Source organism: Marinicella sediminis, from assembly GCF_002000055.1.
In the GTDB taxonomy this organism is placed as follows: Bacteria; Pseudomonadota; Gammaproteobacteria; order Xanthomonadales; family Marinicellaceae; genus Marinicella; species Marinicella sediminis.
Window position 1 is genome coordinate 252,290 of sequence record NZ_MVBD01000001.1, and the last position, 16,917, is coordinate 269,206.

17 protein-coding genes are annotated in these 16,917 nt (G+C 48.5%); 7 read left to right on the forward strand and 10 right to left on the reverse strand.

What is annotated here, in order from left to right:
* The first annotated feature begins 18 nt into the window (after positions 1 to 18).
* Together B0475_RS01235 and bfr are read left to right on the forward strand one after the other, a co-directional pair.
* The gene (locus B0475_RS01235; RefSeq protein ID WP_077409591.1) at positions 19 to 255 is read left to right on the forward strand and encodes a (2Fe-2S)-binding protein; all 237 of its coding nucleotides are present in this window, start codon (positions 19 to 21) and stop codon (positions 253 to 255) included.
* 74 nt (positions 256 to 329) lie between these two features.
* Positions 330 to 794, forward strand: a complete 465-nt coding sequence (gene bfr / locus B0475_RS01240; protein ID WP_077409860.1) for a bacterioferritin — start codon at positions 330 to 332, stop codon at positions 792 to 794.
* A gap of 77 nt (positions 795 to 871) precedes the next feature.
* Here bfr and queF read toward each other — a convergent pair whose 3' ends face one another.
* Positions 872 to 1,225, reverse strand: coding sequence for a preQ(1) synthase (gene queF, locus B0475_RS01245; protein ID WP_077409592.1), 354 nt, complete (start codon positions 1,223 to 1,225; stop codon positions 872 to 874).
* A gap of 89 nt (positions 1,226 to 1,314) precedes the next feature.
* On the opposite strand from queF, the gene smc reads away from it, so the two are divergent.
* Both smc and B0475_RS01255 read left to right on the forward strand, forming a co-directional pair.
* The gene (gene smc / locus B0475_RS01250) at positions 1,315 to 4,827 is read left to right on the forward strand and encodes a chromosome segregation protein SMC (protein ID WP_077409593.1); all 3,513 of its coding nucleotides are present in this window, start codon (positions 1,315 to 1,317) and stop codon (positions 4,825 to 4,827) included.
* Positions 4,828 to 4,849: 22 nt separating this feature from the next.
* The gene (locus tag B0475_RS01255) at positions 4,850 to 5,494 is read left to right on the forward strand and encodes a ComF family protein (RefSeq protein ID WP_077409594.1); all 645 of its coding nucleotides are present in this window, start codon (positions 4,850 to 4,852) and stop codon (positions 5,492 to 5,494) included.
* 6 nt (positions 5,495 to 5,500) lie between these two features.
* On the opposite strand, the gene B0475_RS01260 is transcribed toward B0475_RS01255, so the two are convergent.
* Genes B0475_RS01260 through B0475_RS01290 form a run of 7 tightly spaced genes read right to left on the reverse strand, consistent with a single transcriptional unit; the run spans position 5,501 to position 12,967 of the window.
* On the reverse strand, positions 5,501 to 6,952 hold the full coding sequence (locus B0475_RS01260) for a TrkH family potassium uptake protein (RefSeq protein ID WP_077409595.1): 1,452 nt from the start codon (positions 6,950 to 6,952) through the stop codon (positions 5,501 to 5,503).
* Between the two features lie 4 nt (positions 6,953 to 6,956).
* Positions 6,957 to 8,333, reverse strand: a complete 1,377-nt coding sequence (gene trkA / locus B0475_RS01265; RefSeq protein WP_077409596.1) for a Trk system potassium transporter TrkA — start codon at positions 8,331 to 8,333, stop codon at positions 6,957 to 6,959.
* Positions 8,330 to 9,655 (reverse strand): sigma-54-dependent transcriptional regulator, encoded by a 1,326-nt coding sequence (locus B0475_RS01270; protein WP_077409597.1) that lies wholly within the window; start codon positions 9,653 to 9,655, stop codon positions 8,330 to 8,332. The genes trkA and B0475_RS01270 overlap by 4 nt, the downstream gene beginning before the upstream one ends.
* Positions 9,652 to 9,978 carry a DUF1820 family protein gene (locus B0475_RS01275; protein ID WP_077409598.1) on the reverse strand — a complete coding sequence of 109 codons (327 nt, stop codon included), beginning with the start codon at positions 9,976 to 9,978 and terminating at the stop codon, positions 9,652 to 9,654. The genes B0475_RS01270 and B0475_RS01275 overlap by 4 nt, the downstream gene beginning before the upstream one ends.
* Before the next feature lie 28 nt (positions 9,979 to 10,006).
* The gene (locus tag B0475_RS01280) at positions 10,007 to 10,639 is read right to left on the reverse strand and encodes a rhomboid family intramembrane serine protease (protein ID WP_077409599.1); all 633 of its coding nucleotides are present in this window, start codon (positions 10,637 to 10,639) and stop codon (positions 10,007 to 10,009) included.
* A complete protein-coding gene (locus B0475_RS01285; protein ID WP_077409600.1) occupies positions 10,636 to 11,454 on the reverse strand; it encodes a general secretion pathway protein GspB in 819 nt (272 codons plus the stop codon). Before B0475_RS01285 ends, B0475_RS01280 begins: the two co-directional genes overlap by 4 nt.
* 7 nt (positions 11,455 to 11,461) lie before the next feature.
* Positions 11,462 to 12,967: an AAA family ATPase gene (locus B0475_RS01290; protein ID WP_077409601.1), complete on the reverse strand. Its 1,506-nt coding sequence runs from the start codon at positions 12,965 to 12,967 to the stop codon at positions 11,462 to 11,464.
* Positions 12,968 to 13,619: 652 nt separating this feature from the next.
* Between B0475_RS01290 and B0475_RS01295 the strand changes: the two genes are divergently transcribed.
* Positions 13,620 to 13,970, forward strand: a complete 351-nt coding sequence (locus tag B0475_RS01295) for a hypothetical protein (RefSeq protein ID WP_157892597.1) — start codon at positions 13,620 to 13,622, stop codon at positions 13,968 to 13,970.
* Positions 13,971 to 14,026: 56 nt separating this feature from the next.
* On the opposite strand, the gene B0475_RS01300 is transcribed toward B0475_RS01295, so the two are convergent.
* Together B0475_RS01300 and B0475_RS01305 are read right to left on the reverse strand one after the other, a co-directional pair.
* Entirely contained in the window at positions 14,027 to 15,391 is a 1,365-nt protein-coding gene (locus B0475_RS01300; protein ID WP_077409603.1) for a cache domain-containing protein, read from the reverse strand.
* A gap of 27 nt (positions 15,392 to 15,418) precedes the next feature.
* A complete protein-coding gene (locus B0475_RS01305; protein WP_077409604.1) occupies positions 15,419 to 15,691 on the reverse strand; it encodes a hypothetical protein in 273 nt (90 codons plus the stop codon).
* Between the two features lie 205 nt (positions 15,692 to 15,896).
* Here B0475_RS01305 and B0475_RS01310 point away from each other — a divergent pair, with 205 nt between their 5' ends.
* Together B0475_RS01310 and B0475_RS01315 are read left to right on the forward strand one after the other, a co-directional pair.
* Positions 15,897 to 16,634, forward strand: coding sequence for a L,D-transpeptidase family protein (locus B0475_RS01310; protein WP_232781821.1), 738 nt, complete (start codon positions 15,897 to 15,899; stop codon positions 16,632 to 16,634).
* A 34-nt stretch (positions 16,635 to 16,668) separates the two neighbouring features.
* Positions 16,669 to 16,911, forward strand: coding sequence for a cupin domain-containing protein (locus B0475_RS01315; protein ID WP_157892599.1), 243 nt, complete (start codon positions 16,669 to 16,671; stop codon positions 16,909 to 16,911).
* Positions 16,912 to 16,917: the final 6 nt, after the last annotated feature.

Genomic DNA, 16,917 nt, shown 5'->3' on the forward strand with positions numbered 1-16,917 from the left:
CATCAACAAATAATTTATATGTACGTTTGTATTTGTCACGGGGTGACCGATAAAGACATCAAAGCAGCTGCCGGGAAAGGCGCCAGAAGCATTCAGGAATTGCAACAGATGACAGGTTGTGCCACCGGATGCGGCGGTTGTCTGGAAAACGCTGAACAAGTTCTTCAGGCGCAATTAGCGGGTCATACCCCTGATTTTCTGCAGCTGTTTAATCCTGCTTCCAGGGTTGAAGAAGATTGGCAGTTACCTGCTTGAACAAATAAAAACATTGTGCTGACACATTAATTTATCAATCCATTATAATGTGTGCTTTTCAAGCTCATCTGACTATGAAAGGCGACCAAACAGTCATCAAATACCTCAATAAAGTGCTCTACAATGAGCTGACCGCCATCAATCAATATTTCATGCATTACAAAATCCTTGAAGACCAGGGTTTTGTCAAACTGGCTAAAAAGTCCCGTGAAGAGTCCATCGAAGAAATGAATCATGCCGATGAATTGATGTCACGTATTCTGTTTCTTGAAGGCTTGCCTAATTTACAAAGCCTGGGGCAGTTGCGCATCGGCGAATCTGTCAAAGAGATGCTGCAATGTGATCTGGCACTGGAGTATGATGCCGTTCCTGTCCTGCGTGAAGGAATTCAGTATTGTGAGGAAGTCAGGGACTACGTCAGCCGCGATTTACTGCAAAAGATCCTGGACGATGAAGAAGAACACATTGATTGGCTGGAAACACAATTGGGTTTGATCAAGCAAGTGGGCGAACAAAACTACCTGCAGGCACAACTGTAGTCAGCTTCTTTCGATTGGGCGTATCGGCTTTTCAAGTACCCTGAGGAGTGAATCAGGGTACTCTGCTTTGATTCCAGTTATTTTTTGTGTTCGATCACTACGTCGGTATAAATGCCGCCGCGGACATTGAATTTCATGGTGATTTTCATCCACTTCGGATCGACTGCAGCCACCAGGTCATCCAGAATTTCATTGGTCACTGCCTCATGGAATGCGCCTCTTTCACGGAAGGTCCACATATATAATTTCAATGCTTTGAGTTCGACACATTTCTCATCAGGCTGGTATTCCAGTTTGATGGTTGCAAAGTCCGGTTGGCCCGTTTTAGGGCATAAACAAGTGAATTCAGGAATGTCAATAATGATGGTATAATCCCTCTCCTGGTTGGGATTTACGAAGGTTTCCAGATCTTTAGATGGGTGCGTAGACATGTTGTTCTCGGTTAATTTTCAGGTCAATTTCAATCAAGTGCCGAACCATACCCAAAAATGGATGAATGATCAAGCAAAATACACATTAGATGAAACTTTCAAAGATTAAAATAGCGGGCTTTAAATCGTTTGTTGATGCCACAGAAGTGTTGATGCCCAGCAATCTGATTGGGGTGGTTGGCCCCAATGGATGCGGAAAATCCAACATCATTGACGCAGTTCGCTGGGTGATGGGAGAAACCTCTGCGAAGATGCTGCGCGGTGAATCCATGACCGATGTGATATTTTCCGGGTCGGCATCCCGCAAACCAGTGGGCATGGCCACGGTAGAGCTGATCTTTGATAACTCGGATGGTCAGATCACCGGCGAATATGCCAGTTACAATGAAATTTCAGTCAAACGACAAGTCAACCGTGATTCCCAGTCTTTCTATTTTTTGAATGGCAGTAAGTGCCGCAAAAAGGACATCGTTGACCTGTTTCTGGGCACGGGTCTTGGACCCCGCAGTTACTCGATCATTGAACAAGGCATGATTTCCAAAATCGTGGAATCCAAACCTGAGGACTTAAGGGGATACATAGAAGAAGCGGCCGGGGTATCCAAATACCGAGAACGTCGCCGGGAAACCGAGCGTCGCATTGCCCGAACCAAAGAAAATCTTGAGCGCCTGGATGATTTGCGTACCGAGGTGGGCAAGCACATCCAACACTTGCAACGGCAAGCGAAAAATGCCGAGCGCTACACCGACCTGAAAAAACAATTCAAACAAATCAAAGATCAGGTGCTGGCCCTTCGCTGGCAACAATGGCATCAGTTGGCAGAAGAAAAACAGGTGCTGGTACGGCAGTTAAAGACGGCGGTGGAGCAGGTGAAAGCCGCCAGTACCGATGGTGAAAAACAAATTGAAACCCACCGCATCAGCCATCAAACCCTGGTTGACGAAAGCGCTCAGGTACAAGAGCAGCTCTATCAGATCAATGGTGAAACCGGCAAAATTGAACAAGCCATTGCGCATTCAAAATCCTTATCTGAACGGCATCAAAAAGACCTGGCAAACACCGAACACAGTTTGCAACAGGCGGAACAACAGCGGACCACTGATCAACAGGAACTGCAACAACAACAAGCTGTATTAAAAGAATCTACACCTCAGTTGGAAACCTTGTCGTTACAATTGGAAGAAGCTCAGGAAATGAATCAGCACAGTGAGTCTTCACAAGAAGCCTGGCGATTGAAATGGGATGAAAACAACCACAAAGTAGCAGAACAAAACCGCATTGTGGAAGTGGAAAAAACCCGCATCAGTTCGCTTGAATCTCACATGTTGCGACAAAATGAACGCCTCAAATCAGTACAGCCTCATGACAATGAGACGCACATTGCTGCCCTGGAGGAAGAACTGGAAGCGTTGCAGGAACAGCTGGAAACCCAGACCCTTAAACACGAAACCCATGAAGAAAACCTGGTGATTTACAAAGAGCAGGTAGCTGTTCTGACCGATCGCCGTCAACAAGTGCGCAACGGCATCAATCAATTACAGGAATCGTTGCATCAGGCCAAAGGCCGGCGTGGTTCACTGTTGGCTCTTCAACAGGCAGCTCAGGCTGACGATAACCCCGAATTGAAAAAGTGGTTGAGCGATAATCAACACCTGCGCAGCCAACGGCTGGCCGAATTGATCGAAGTGGATGAAGGTTGGGAAGTGGCGGTGGAAACCGTGTTACAGGGCAAATTACAATCATTGGTCACAGCTCATGAAGACTTAATGGCTGTGATGGCAGGTTGGGATTTTGGTGAGGTTACCACAGTTCATGATCATCGTGGCGGGGTCAAAGCCAAAACCGGTACCTTGGCCGAATGTGTCAAAGGTCCGGATGCACTGACGGTCTGGTTTAACCAAATACGCATCAGTGATGATGCCAGTGCCGCACAATCGTTGGCTTCGTCTTTGGCTGCTGGTGAATCAATCATCACCAGAGAGGGTGATTGGTTTGGAACCCACTGGATGCAAGTCAACCGTGGACAACAACAGGAAAACTTTCTGTTGCGTAAAAAAGAACTGGCCAAACTGAACAAACAGATCACTCAACAAGAAACCGAGTTAAGTACTCACCAGGAACTCACTGAGCAGTTGAAGGATGAATTGGTCAGGCACAACCAGATGGTTGAACAGGCTCAGCTGGATGTCAATATGTCTCATCGTAAGCTGTCTGAGTTGAGCTCGCTGGTGATGAATAAACAACAATTGATAGAGCGGGAACAACAACAGAACCAGGAAAAAACCGCAGAATCAGTACAAATCCGACAACAACTTGAAGCCGATGAACAACAAATCAAAGGTTCCAGAGAGGTGTTGGAAAAGGCAATGAATGAGTTGGCTCAGGGCGAACGACTGAAACAAGAATTGTTGCAACAGCAACAACAGCAAAGTAATCAGTATCAGCAAACCAAAGCCCAGTTGAAAGACATATCAGACCGGTATTATCAGTTGAAATTGGGCCTGTCAGCGACCCAGAATAAAGTGGATGCACTGGTCCAAAGCATTGGTCGCAGTGAAGACAACATTCAGTTGCTGATCAGCCGCAAGGAAGATTTACTGAAACAAATGAGTGCAGAGTCTGATCCATTGAGTCATCACCAAAAGTCTCTGGATGAGTTGGTTGCGCGCCGCATTACCACCGAAAAACAACGCGATCAGTTGCGTCAGCAAGTGGCTGCATCACAACAGCAGCTTGATGAATTGGAACGCACCCGGCATCAACACCAAACCCGCATTGATGAAGCCCGGACTGCACTGGAATCAGCCAAGCTTGAATGGCAGTCACATGAATTGAAAGCCAACGCTTTCGCTGATCAGTTACGTGATCAGGGTCACGATGCCGCTGAAATCATGGCTGAACTGGAGTTGGCAGAACATCAGCCCATTGAGCCATTGGTGGCACAAAAAGAAGAACAAATTGAGCGCTTACAGCGCAGCATCGTCAGACTGGAGCCGGTAAACCTGGCAGCCATTGATGAGTTTGAGGAAGAGTCCAGACGGAAGCAATACCTGGATGAACAGAACGATGATCTGGTGCAGGCATTGCAGACCCTGGAAGATGCCATTGCCCGCATTGATAAAGATACCCGGACTCTGTTCAAAGAAACCTTTGAGGCAGTTAACAGCAACATCAAACAAATTTTCCCCCGCTTATTCGGTGGTGGTCATGCTTACCTGGAGCTCACCGGTAATGATTTGCTGACCACCGGGGTGGCCATCATGGCCAGTCCTCCGGGCAAACGGGTGTCCAGTATTCAGTTGTTGTCAGGTGGTGAAAAAGCGTTGACTGCGGTTTCTCTGGTGTTTGCTATCTTTAACCTCAACCCATCTCCATTTTGTATGCTTGATGAAGTGGATGCCCCGTTGGATGATGCCAATGTCGGACGCTTTTCTGCCATGGTCAAAGAAATGTCTGAGAAGGTTCAGTTCCTGTTCGTCTCACACAACAAAGTCACCATGGAAATAGCCCATCAACTGATGGGTGTTACCATGCGCGAGGCAGGAGTCTCACGACTGGTGAGTGTGGATCTGTCAGAGGCGGCTCAATTGGCATCAGAGTAATGCTGCCGGCCAGGAACTTTTGATGTTGCGTTGTGCATTGTGTGAAGCCTCTTCCCGGACAGTTTTGTGTACCGGATGCCGACAACTGATTGTTCCCATTGAGCAACCTTGTGAAGTTTGTGCCAAACCGATGAACGGTGCCGCCTCTGTGTGTGGTGCCTGTCAACAGCATCGACCACCATTCCAGCGCACCCTGTGTGCCACCATCTACCAGTCACCAGCCAGTTTATGGGTTCATGAATTGAAATTCGGTGGCCGCACTGACCGTGCGGCGGTGCTGGCCAGTGCCATGTTGCCCTTGCTGTCTGAAGTGCCGGGGGATGTGCCGATGATTGCCATGCCATTGCATACCAGGCGGCTGCGATCTCGTGGTTATAATCAAGCCCTGGAAGTGGTCCGCCTGATTGCCCGTTGGCAACAACGGCCTTATCTGAATGATGTGCTGATTCGCAGCACATATACCGCCATGCAGGCTGAGTTATCTGAAAAAGAAAGGCGGTCTAATGTACGCGGGGCTTTCACAGTGAGAAAGCCCATTGGTCATCGGCGGATCCTTTTGGTTGATGATGTGATGACCACCGGGCAAACCATGCAAGCCGCCAGTCAGTGTTTACGGGATGCAGGTGTTGAGCAGGTGGATGCATTGGTCTTTGCCCGCTCCGGGTGAGTCTTGTCAAAACTCCCAGTAAGCAGGAATCAGTAAGATGAACAAGGTGAACAATTCCAGGCGGCCAAAAATCATGGCAATGGCCAGAATTGATTTACCGCCATCAGAAACATTGGCATAGTGTGCCCCGGCATCTCCCAAGGCAGGACCCATGTTGGTCAGACTGGCCAGGGAGGCAGAAAACGCAGTGGTCAGATCTTCGCCAAATGCCGCCAGCAACAAGGTGAACACGCACATCAGAAACAAAAATTGCACAAAGAATGCGGAGACAGAATCAAGTACCCGGTAATTCACGGTTTTACCATTGATCTTGACCAGGTACTTCCCATGTGGGTGAATCAGCCGGTGTAATTCGCGCATACTCATTTTAAACAGCAGAATCATGCGAATCACTTTAAACCCGCCACCGGTCGATCCTGCACAGCCACCGATGGTGCTGAACAAGATCAACATCAGTGGTAATGCTCCTGGCCACAAATGAAACGATTCGGTGGTAAACCCGGTGGTGGTACCAATGGAAACAGCCTGAAAAGCACCTTGTCTGATCGATTCATACAATGAATCTGCGGTGTCTGTAACGTATAACTGGAATGAAGTGATGAATGCGGCAATGGCAAGAAAGCCGAGGAACACTTTGACCTCGGTATCCAATAAATAGGTCCGGATAGAAGCGGCTTTCCAGGCCAGGAAGTGAGATGCGAAGTTGATTCCGGCAATCACCATAAAGATCACTGCAATGATTTCAATCAGTGAATTATTAAAATGTCCGATTGAAGCATCATGGGTAGAAAAGCCACCAATGGAAATGGTCGAAAAAGCATGACAGATGGCATCAAACATATTCATGCCGGCCATGTAATAACACAGGGTACACATCACTGTGATACCCAGATAGATGTACCACAGGGCTTTGGCGGTTTCTGTGATCCGCGGAGTGAGTTTCTGGTCTTTCATTGGCCCCGGGGTTTCGGCCCTGAAAATCTGCATGCCCCCAATGCGCAACATCGGTAACACCGCCACTGCCAGTACGATGATGCCCATGCCGCCAAACCATTGCAGTTGTTGGCGGTAGTATTTAATGGAATGAGGCAGTTCATCAATGTTGGTGAGGATGGTGGCTCCGGTGGTGGTCAGTCCGGAGATGGATTCAAACACCGCATCTATCAATGACAGGTTCATGTTTTCTGACAGATACAGTGGCAGAGATCCTGCCAGACCAACGATCAGCCAGGAAGCACCAACCACCAAAAATCCGCTGCGGATTTTTAACTCAGCATCGATGTTTCGGTACATAAAAAAGGGCACAGCACCAATCAATGCCAGGGTGCCGAAGCCTTCCAGAAATGGCAGGATGTCGCCATCCTGGTATATGTAACCTACCAGTGCGGGCGGCAACATCATGAAACTGGAAACCAGCAACAACAGGCCGATGATTTTGGCGATCAGTCTTGGGTTCATGGCATCACAGGAATGAAGGATCTACCTCAAACAGCCGTTTGAGGTCATTGATGTTGCGTTTGTCAGTGACAAACATGATCAGGTGGTCTTTGTTTTCGATCACCACATTGCGATGGGCCATGATCACCTTGTCTTTGCGGATCAGGCCGCCGATGTTACAGCCTGGAGGTAAATTGATGTCCTGAATCATTCGTCCCACCACTTTGGATGAACTGCGGTCCCCGGTCACCTCAATTTCGATGGCTTCAGCAGCCCCCGAACGCAGTGAATGAACCCGTGCTGTGTAATCACCCCTGACATGAGCCAGGATCCCACCCATCGTGATGTGTTGTGGAGAGATGGCTATGTCGATGGTGTCTTTTTCGATCAGTTGGGCATAATTCTGCTTATTGATCAGGGTCAATACCTTCTTGGCCCCCATTTTCTTGGCCATCAGTGCCGACAGCAGATTGGCCTGGTCGTCATTGGTCAAGGCACAAAAAATGTCGGTGTGATTGATGTTTTCCTCATTGAGCAATTCTTCTGATGTGCAGTCGCCACGAATCACCAGGGCTTTGGTCAGTTCTTCAGCAATGAATCGTGATCGGGCCTTGTTGTATTCGATGATTTTGACTGAGTGCTGACGCTCCAGGGCCCGGGCCAGATTGAAACCAATGTTGCCGCCACCGGCGAGGATGATTTTATAGCTGCTTTTATCGGTTTTATGCCAGGACTCCATGATTTTGTGAATGTGTTTTCTGGCCGCCAGCAGAAACACCATGTCTCCGCTTTTCAGAACCGTATCGCCATCGGGAAACACCGATTTGTTGTTGCGGAAAATGGCGGCAACGCGGGCATCCACCCCTTCCGGCAACAGGTGGTTGAATTCCCTTAATTGCTGATCAACCAGGGGGCCTTTGGCCCTGACTTTGATGGTCACCAACTGGGCCAGTCCGCCGGCAAAATCCATGACCTGCAAAGCACCGGCATATTCGATCAATCCTTTGATGTGTCTGGTCACCAACTGTTCCGGTGAAATGTGAAAATCAATCGGTACGTGTTCGTGCTCGAACATCTCAGGGTGTGACGCATATTCTGCTTCCCTGATGCGGGCAATTTTTGTGGGGGTGTTGAATATGCTGTAAGCCACCTGGCAGGCCACCATGTTGACTTCATCTGAATTGGTCAATGCAATGACCATGTCAGCATCATTGGCGCCGGCCCGAATCATCACCGAAGGATGTGAAGCGTGGCCATGGACGGTTCTGATGTCCAGTTTATTCTGCATGTCGGTCAGCCGTTCCATGTCAGTGTCGACCACGGTGATGTCATTGTTCTCGTGTGACAGGTGTTCGGCAATCGACGAACCCACCTGGCCAGCCCCGAGGATGATGATTTTCATGATTTATCCATGTTCTTGGGGTTGATGTTCAATGACCTGAGTTTACGATAGAGATTGGTGCGTTCCATACCGGAAATTTTCGCCAGATCTCCGACTTTGCCTTCGACTGCTTTGAGGTGGTACAGCAGGTAGTCGCGTTCAAAAGCTTCTCTGGCTTCGCGGAGTTCCAGGTCATACCGGGTATTGTGGCCGGCCGGATTGTCGGCTTGTTCGGATTGTTCCAGCAGATCGATCACTTCATCCAGTTGGATCTCAGCATCACCGTCTTGTAACTGTAACTGGCGAACCAGGTTTTTCAGTTCTCTCAGATTTCCAGGCCAATCATAGTTGCGCAGGTGATTCTGAGCGGCAAATGACATTTTCCGATAGGGTGTTTGCTCTTTGTCCGGCAGGTAATTAACGTAAAAGTTAAGCAGTTCCGGCACGTCTTCTGATCGTTCAGACAGGTTACAAACCGGGACCGTGAATTCGGCAATGAAATCGAACAGTTCGCGATTGAACTCGTCGTTGCTGACCAAATACTTGATGTCCTGGTGTGATGTGCACAACAGTTGTACTGTGTTTTGCTGGTGTGGTTTTTGCCATTTCTTCAGGCAAATCAACAGTTGGGTTTGTTGCTCATCAGTCAGGCAATCAATGTTGGTCAGAATCAGTGACCCGCTGCCATGCTCGGTAATTTGTGTGGCGCTGTTTTCCAGAGTCAGTCCAAAATCATGATCTGACAGGCTCAGGCTGTTGATGATCACAGCGGCCTGTTCAGCCAGTTTTCGTTGATGGTGGAGCAGCAAGGCCAGTGTCAGCTTGCCGGTTCCTCCATCTCCGATGAACAAGGTGTTGGTGGTGGTTTTGCTGAGTTTGTTGATGGTACCCCGCAGCTCATTGGCTGCTGCTGAACTGCCAACGGGCTCCAGAACCTGCCATTCGACCGCAACCGGTGCCTGGCCACTTGATTCGTTTTGACTCAGGGTGACTTCAATGGTTTGCAGCAGCTTGGCCAGTGAAATGGGTTTTTCAACGAAATCTTTGGCACCCATTTTGGTTGCTTCTATGGCGGTTTCTATGGTGCCATGCCCCGACATCATGACCACTGCAAAAGGCATGTTTTGTTGTAGATTCCATTCTTTGAGCAAACTGATGCCGTCGATGTCTGGCATCCAGATGTCCAGCAATACCAGGTCAGGACTGATCTCCTTGAGCTGGTCTTTGGCATCATTGCCTCCTTCGGCCACCGAGACCTGATAGCCTTCGTCAGTGAGGATTTCAGAAATCAGGTTGCGGATGTCCGGCTCATCATCAATGATCAGGATGTGGGGTTGGCTCATGACTGGGGTCCTGGTTGTTTACGCATGGGAGTGATGACATTGTCTGTTTTCAATGCACTGATTTTACATGATTTCTTCTGGCTGACCTGTTCTACTTTGATGATCTGCTGAATGGGTACATGTAAGACCTCAACATCTTTGAACTCAGATTTCAGTTGTTCTTCAACAGGATCGATCACCAGGGCATCGCGGTGATCAAACTGAATGTCGGTGATGCTCATGAAACCCAGCAGCTGATCGGTGCTGATCTGTCTCGCGTAGATCTCATACACCTGCTGTTGATTGATGTAGTTTATCCTGAATAGCTTTGGTTGTTTGCTCATGGAGCCTGAAGATAGATGACTGATGGACTTATTTTACAAACCAGGCCAGTAAAAAACCAGTGGCGAAACCAGTGATGTGACTGATCCAGGCGATGTCATAAGATGGTTGTGGTTGAAACTGCAAGATGATTTGTACCACCAGCCACAGTACAATCACCACTGCCAGGGGCATCGATGTTTTTTGCATGTAAAGTCCGATGGGCAGAATGAAGTTGATTTTTTTTTGTGGAAACATCACCAGCCACATGCCAATCAGTCCCGACACCCCACCACTGGCGCCGATTAATAAGTTGTCCTGACCCTGTAAAAACCAGCTGGCCATGAGGTTGCCCATCATGCCTGCAGTGATGAATACAAAAGTAAATTTTTGCCAGCCAATCACCCGTTCAATGGAAAATGCCAGTAACAGAAAGATGGAGCTGTTGATGATCCAGTGCAGCCAGTTGCCATGTAAGAACAAAGCAGTGATCAGGCGCAACAATTCAAAGGGTTGTAGTTGAATCAAGGGCCAGTATGTTTTGGTATGAATGGCATACAAACCCATCAGCCGATCCTGATAGAGGGTGAACTCGGTGATGATCACAAACACCAGAAATGCCAGTGTCAGCACCACTGATGCGTAAGGAAAATAAATCGGTTTGCGGTTGGAGAAGTTGATCACTTAGGCAGCAGAAAGCGGATGTTTTCAAAGGCCAGTACCACCCCTTCTGGAACAATGTCATGCACTGTTAAGATGCCTTCGATGTTATCGCCTATGGCAAACTTCTCTCCACCAATCATCAACATTCTGTTGTCCGGTTCAGGGTCATAAATGTGGATACTGATTTTGACATTCGGGATGTTTTTGCGGATCGAAAAATCAAGCTGGTGGATGTAAAGGTAATCCTGTTTTTGCTGAGGCTGTAAATTGTCAGGATGGTCCATCCCCTCTTTCTCTGATGGTGTTTTGGGGGGCTGTTCAGCTGTGGTGTCTTTGTCTGGCTGGGCTGCTGGTGATCCAGAGTTGTTGCGGTTTTCAATCACCGTCAGGGTGTTATTTTCAGCTGGCTTCGGGGTGTCCTGAGCGGCTGAAAGAGTGTCTGATTCCTGGCTGGTTGCTACGGGTTTTTGTGTTCCGGCCTGGTTGGCCAGTTCGCGCGTTTTTTGTTTGATTTCCTGTTGTTTGGGCGGTGTCAGACGTGGACTTTCGGTCATGTTCCGGGCGGGTTCTGCAGCCCCGGATGCGGTGCTTGGCGTGACACTTTCCCGGGATTGACCGGTGGTACTGGTGATCAGGTTTTTGATTGTATGGTGCCAGCCTTGTTGCCAACCGAACACAGCCAACGCCACCAATAGCAGCACCAGCACCAGCAGCCAGAACCCACGTCGGCTTTTGTGTGCAGGCTGATCACTGAAACTGATGTTGTCCAGGCTGTTGGACTGATCTGTGTTTCTGGATTGGTCAGATTTTTTCAATGCATCGATTATGGAAGACATGATTCTCTCAATGTAATTTGGGTCCCTGATAAGCTTTCAGTGCCAGTGCCATCTGGGTTTCTTTGCCAATGATGCCATCGGCCAGTAATCCGTTGTTTTGCTGAAAACCAATGATCCATTCAGTCAGGTCTGCAGCGTTTAATGACGGGTTGTCATCAATCACTTTGGCCACGTTCAGGGCCCAGGACTCTACCGCCTCGTTTATTGTACCATCAATCAATTCAGTGGCCATTGGCCAAAGCACAAAATAATGACCATACCAGTTCTGGTTGATGCCTGCTGCGGATATGTGTTGCAGGCCAGCTGTGCTCAGATAGGTTATTTGCTGGTCACGGATTTCTGAAATCAAAGCCAGGCGGCCATCATTCATCAGCAACAACACCGGGGTGTTGAGGTTCTTGATTTGAGTGAGGTTGCCTTGTCTGCGCAGGCATCCCATACCAATCACAGCAAGTTCAGGACAGCGGGTTTCGTGCCACAACAGACCGTCATCAGCCCCCCAGAGAGCGAGGTATTTCTGCCAGCTGACCGAGGTGATGGGCAAGGCGTTCATTTCATTGCTCATGACTGTCTGGCTGACCACTTCAGTTGTGGCTTTGCCGGGATTGTCCGGTTGGAACTGCCACCAGAAAAATCCCACCAGGCTGAGGACCACAGCAGCCGTCAGTAAATACCAGCTGGGATTAACTGCATGGCCCTGATCAGGGTATACCTCGGCAATGGCTTGTCTGACGTGTTTGCTGCTCACTTGTTTGTCTTCGGCTGCAAAGGCCACCAGCAATGCCCGGTCGCTGAGCACATTGATTAATCTGGGAATGCCCTGGGTTTGCCGGTAAATCAGCTGACTTGCCCGGTTGCTGAATAGCTGGGGATTTCCGCCACTGACCTGAATGCGGTGTTTGATGTAAGCCAGGGTTTCCGCTTGTGACAATGGTTGTAAATGAAATCTGGAGGTGATTCTTTGGGCCAGTTGACGCAAGTCTTTGCGTTGCATCAATTGTTTCAGTTCTGGTTGTCCAATCAGGATGATTTGTAAGAGCTTTTGCTGGTCAGTTTCCAGGTTGGTCAGTAAGCGCAATTGCTCCAGGGTATCGCGGGGGATGTTTTGTGCTTCATCAATGATCACCAGGGTGTTTTTGCCAGCGGCCCACCATTCAAGCAGTGCCTGATTGAGTTTGTCAACCATGGCATTGAGTTTGCCTTTGATACCGCGGGTAGATAGTTTGAGTTCTTTGAACAGGGTTTCCAGTAACTCCAGCGGGGTGACATTGGGGTTGAGGATCAGTGCAGCTTGTGTGTCCTCAGGTAATTTTTGCAGAAACAATCTGGAAACAGTGGTTTTACCGGTGCCAACTTCACCGGTCAATTGTACAAAACCTGCACCGCCACCGCGGGTCACGCCATATATCAGGTGCGCCAGTGATTCCTGATGTTTTTCACTCAGGTAGACAAACTCCGGATCTGGGGTGATCGAAAAGGGCGCTTGTTGCAGTTCAAAGTACGATAAATACATGGCTTATCTGGCAGGCATGGACACAAAAGGTTCAATTGTAATCGGCTTTGCCTGGTGACGCAAAAGCTAACATGGAGCCAGGCTGGTATATCGAATTGATCTTGGGGCACCGGTCCTGTCTCAGCGATCATATCAAGTGATCATGCGCGAACGACGTCATTCACGCACGCTTTCTTTCGCGTTGTGAAAACCAGCATGCCCTCATTGATCGTTTTCGATCCTCTGACTCACGGATGACGGTATTCACTCTGGCTTTCTTTTGCGATGCAAAAACCAGCAATCGTTCATGGCCTATCCGATCGCTTGCCTGCATGGATGCAGGTATGTCTTGTTCGCAGGACAGAAGTTGCTCCAGGCAATTTTCTGCATTTAACCCATCCTGGGGATTATGCGGAGAGGCCGGGGCCAATCGATCACTGCACCAAGGTTGCTTAGCTGCGTTTAACCGCCTTGTTTCGATGAACGAGCGACGGCACTCACAGAAGTCTTCCTGGCCTGCAGCCAAACCGACATTTGTTCATTACCTGATCTGCTGACCATGCCGGCGGGGCGAGCTGATCATCAGCGGTCCAGGGTTTAACAATGTCTTACATAAGAGTCGTTGCCAGCATCGGCGGAATGTGTGATGATAAGCATTTTTTAACCATTTGATATGATGAAAACGAGTGTTTTATTGTCAGCTTTGCTGATTTCTCTGGGTGCCGTTGCACAGGATTCCGCCGATGTCGTCAAAGTTACCGTCGATGAATCTAAAAGCCGTTTCACCCTGATTTGCCAGCCACTTTTGCCAGTTGGTGAATTACCGGAAAATTGGGTTACTTTGTGTAACGAACAGGCCCATAAATTACTGCAACATGAAAGCAGTTATGGAAATCCGGTGCAAGTCATCAAAGAGCCATTTGGTATGGCTGGCAGTTTGGCTGCTCAGTCTTTTGCCTCTTTGCCTGAAGGTGTGACTCCTGAGCGAATCACCTCAACTGATTTAACCCTCGAGTTGCAGTAAATCTGCAGTTACCCATCACGACCAGCCAGTTTGGCTACTGGCTGGTCGGTTGTTGATCAGGATTTTTTCATTCGTTCTATCATGATTTTGACGCTGGCTTTGAGCCGGTCTATGGATTTAGCCAGTTCGCCAATTTCATCGTTGCGACTGATTTCATTGATTGGTTGAGCCAGGTTTTTGCCATGACTGATTTCATTGGCCACAGCGGTGAGGTTACGGATGGGTTTGGCCATCCGGTCAGAAAATACAAAAGATGCAATCACGGCCAGCACAATGAAAATTGAGGAAACCAGTAGATTGTTGATCATCAGGTCTTGGATTTGCTGATTGATTTCTTCCTGTTTATCCGCCACAGCGGCATCAATGTTGTCAATATAGGCTCCGGAACCAATGATCCAGCCAGTAGGCTCATGCAACCTGACAAATGACATTTTTTCGGTACGCTCAGTCAGCCCGTTGGGTGTGGGTTTGGGCCACAGGTAATCGACAAAGCCTTCACTTTGTTCCTCAGTCACTTCATTAAAAGCAACAAACAGGTTTTTGTCCACGCCTTGGGCGTTGTTGAATTTGGGGTCATCAAGGACCTCGCCATCAAGCTCAGGTACAGTAGGGTGCATCACCATTCTGGGAAAGGGTTTGCTGTTGTCGTTGATCCAGAAGTAACCGGTGCCATCTGCATAGCGCATGGCTTTGACTGAGTCTTTGATCAATTGACGTATGTCTTCTTCAGCATCATCGATGTAAATGCCGGTTCCTAAAATCCAGTCCCAGTCTTCATAACGGCGTACATAGGACAGTTTGGGCACATCTTCAGTCAGGCCTTTGTCTGTGGGTTTGGGCCACAGATAATCGACATAACCATCCCGGCCACCTTCGGTGACTTCAACAAAAGCCACAAACAGGTTTTTATTGATCCCCTGGGCATTGTTGAATCTTGGGTCCTTAAGTTCCTGACCATCCAGGTCAGGCACTGTGGGGTGCATCACCATGGTGGGGTAGGGTTTGGCGGTGTCATTGATCCAGATGTAACCGGTACCACCATCAAAGCGTAAATCTTTGATTTCATTCCTGGCCAGGGTTTTGGCTTGTGTCAGAGAAATCTGTCCCTGACTGTGTAGCCGCTGATACTTGTCGATGATGGATTCACCCGCATTCAGAATGTTATCCAGTTTTTCCCGGTAATATCCGCTCAGATACTCGAGGTCTGAGAGGTTCCGGTGGTTCTGGTCAATCGTTTCATAGGCCACATCCACCAGGTCTTTGAGGTGTGATTTGACCTTTTCAAGTTCTTCAGCGCGGAAATTTTTAATTCTCTGGTCACCTTGCTTTCTGATGTTGCTGACACTGAACAGGGTAATGACAAGTACCACCAGGACCAGAAAAAATGAAGTGAACAGGGTGTTTTTGGTTCTTATTCTCATACCGCAGGCTCCGATTTATATATAAGATTAATCTAAGTACAGTTTCAGCACTTCGATTTCACGAACAGCCGAGATGAATTTAGCCCGGTCCTGTTTGTTCTCAATGTGCTCACTGAGCAATTCAGCAAAATACGGTATGTCTTTGATACCTGCTTTACGGTTTTCTTTACGGAGGTTGCCGACCCATATTTTAATGGTGTCTTCACACAGGAAAGGCGCCACAGGGCCCACTTCTTCAGCCAACAGTTCCTCGATATGACCGAACAACATTTTAGACAGTTTTGAGTGTTGAATACTCATAAAACACACGCGATAAATTGCACACACAATCATCCTAAACCGGCTGGATTCAGGTAAGCAATTGAAATCGACTGGTCTGCGACTAAGGTCTCATTCAATTCTGTCGTTTTGGATGGATGGCCATCCGTATATGGTTGAATGACTGATTTTTTTGCAACTAATTGATACTTGCATACTCTGAAATACCAATGATGGTGATGGGAAAATGATGAAAATCACAGTCTGGATTCTGGTGTTATTGATGATCACGGGCATTTTTTACCCATGTGGCAGGGTCTGGTGGCATCCGCAGTACCTCAAAGTGTTGGGTCAACGCACGGTCAGTGACGTTATTGAGCAGTTTGGTCCACAGGCTGAACAACGGCTGAAACCTCACTTTGCCGCTGCCGGCGTGGCTTACCCGCCGGAACGGGTGAGCTTGCTGGCATTTAAAGACCGTGATTTGCTGGAAGTCTGGGCTCATCAGGGTTCGCAGTCTACGTTGGTACGCAGTTATCGGATACAGGCGGCCAGTGGGGTGCCGGGCCCCAAACTCAGAGAAGGTGATTTTCAGGTGCCGGAGGGCATTTATCAGATCATCGCTTTCAACCCCAACAGCGCATACCATTTATCAATGAAGCTGAACTACCCCAATGCCTTTGATTGGCAACAGGCCAGGGCTGAGGGCAGGGAGCAGCCGGGCAGTGATATTTTTATTCATGGGAAAGCGGTTTCAGTGGGGTGTCTGGCCATGGGTGATTCGGTCATAGAAGAGCTGTTCAGCCTGGTATATGCTGTTGGCCGGATGCATGTTGAGGTGGTGATTGCCCCCCATGATCCGGTGATCCGCGCCTTGAGTGTGCCTGCAGGTTCACCGCCCTGGGTGAGTGATTTATACAGCCAGATCACATCAGCCATTGAGCACATCAGGCAACCCCCAATGCAGATTGATCAGGTGGAGTAAAATAAAAACACAAGCCACCCAAGGAGATGTGATCATGACCACAGTCAAAGCTGTGCTGGATGAATTGGAACAGCACGAATCTGGAGCCTTTGTCCAATTGCTTTCATTTAACCAAACCCATGTGGGTGCCAGTTCGATTTCTGGAGTCAATCCGGTTTGGGAAATGCATCCGGATACCGAAGAACTGTTTTATGTGCTGGAAGGTAAATTGCAACTGACCCAGATATGCCCCCAAGGTACTGAAACCTTTGATGTCTGGCTGGATCTGTTTGTATGATACCCC

Bases quoted from the DNA above. Each gene is read 5' to 3' on its own strand.
- B0475_RS01235 (WP_077409591.1), top strand. From the start codon at position 19: ATGTACGTTTGTATTTGTCACGGGGTGACCGATAAAGACATCAAAGCA.
- bfr (WP_077409860.1), top strand. From the start codon at position 330: ATGAAAGGCGACCAAACAGTCATCAAATACCTCAATAAAGTGCTCTAC.
- queF (WP_077409592.1), bottom strand. From the start codon at position 1,225: ATGTCTACGCACCCATCTAAAGATCTGGAAACCTTCGTAAATCCCAAC.
- smc (WP_077409593.1), top strand. From the start codon at position 1,315: ATGAAACTTTCAAAGATTAAAATAGCGGGCTTTAAATCGTTTGTTGAT.
- B0475_RS01255 (WP_077409594.1), top strand. From the start codon at position 4,850: ATGTTGCGTTGTGCATTGTGTGAAGCCTCTTCCCGGACAGTTTTGTGT.
- B0475_RS01260 (WP_077409595.1), bottom strand. From the start codon at position 6,952: ATGAACCCAAGACTGATCGCCAAAATCATCGGCCTGTTGTTGCTGGTT.
- trkA (WP_077409596.1), bottom strand. From the start codon at position 8,333: ATGAAAATCATCATCCTCGGGGCTGGCCAGGTGGGTTCGTCGATTGCC.
- B0475_RS01270 (WP_077409597.1), bottom strand. From the start codon at position 9,655: ATGAGCCAACCCCACATCCTGATCATTGATGATGAGCCGGACATCCGC.
- B0475_RS01275 (WP_077409598.1), bottom strand. From the start codon at position 9,978: ATGAGCAAACAACCAAAGCTATTCAGGATAAACTACATCAATCAACAG.
- B0475_RS01285 (WP_077409600.1), bottom strand. From the start codon at position 11,454: ATGTCTTCCATAATCGATGCATTGAAAAAATCTGACCAATCCAGAAAC.
- B0475_RS01290 (WP_077409601.1), bottom strand. From the start codon at position 12,967: ATGTATTTATCGTACTTTGAACTGCAACAAGCGCCCTTTTCGATCACC.
- B0475_RS01295 (WP_157892597.1), top strand. From the start codon at position 13,620: ATGATGAAAACGAGTGTTTTATTGTCAGCTTTGCTGATTTCTCTGGGT.
- B0475_RS01300 (WP_077409603.1), bottom strand. From the start codon at position 15,391: ATGAGAATAAGAACCAAAAACACCCTGTTCACTTCATTTTTTCTGGTC.
- B0475_RS01305 (WP_077409604.1), bottom strand. From the start codon at position 15,691: ATGAGTATTCAACACTCAAAACTGTCTAAAATGTTGTTCGGTCATATC.
- B0475_RS01310 (WP_232781821.1), top strand. From the start codon at position 15,897: ATGATGAAAATCACAGTCTGGATTCTGGTGTTATTGATGATCACGGGC.
- B0475_RS01315 (WP_157892599.1), top strand. From the start codon at position 16,669: ATGACCACAGTCAAAGCTGTGCTGGATGAATTGGAACAGCACGAATCT.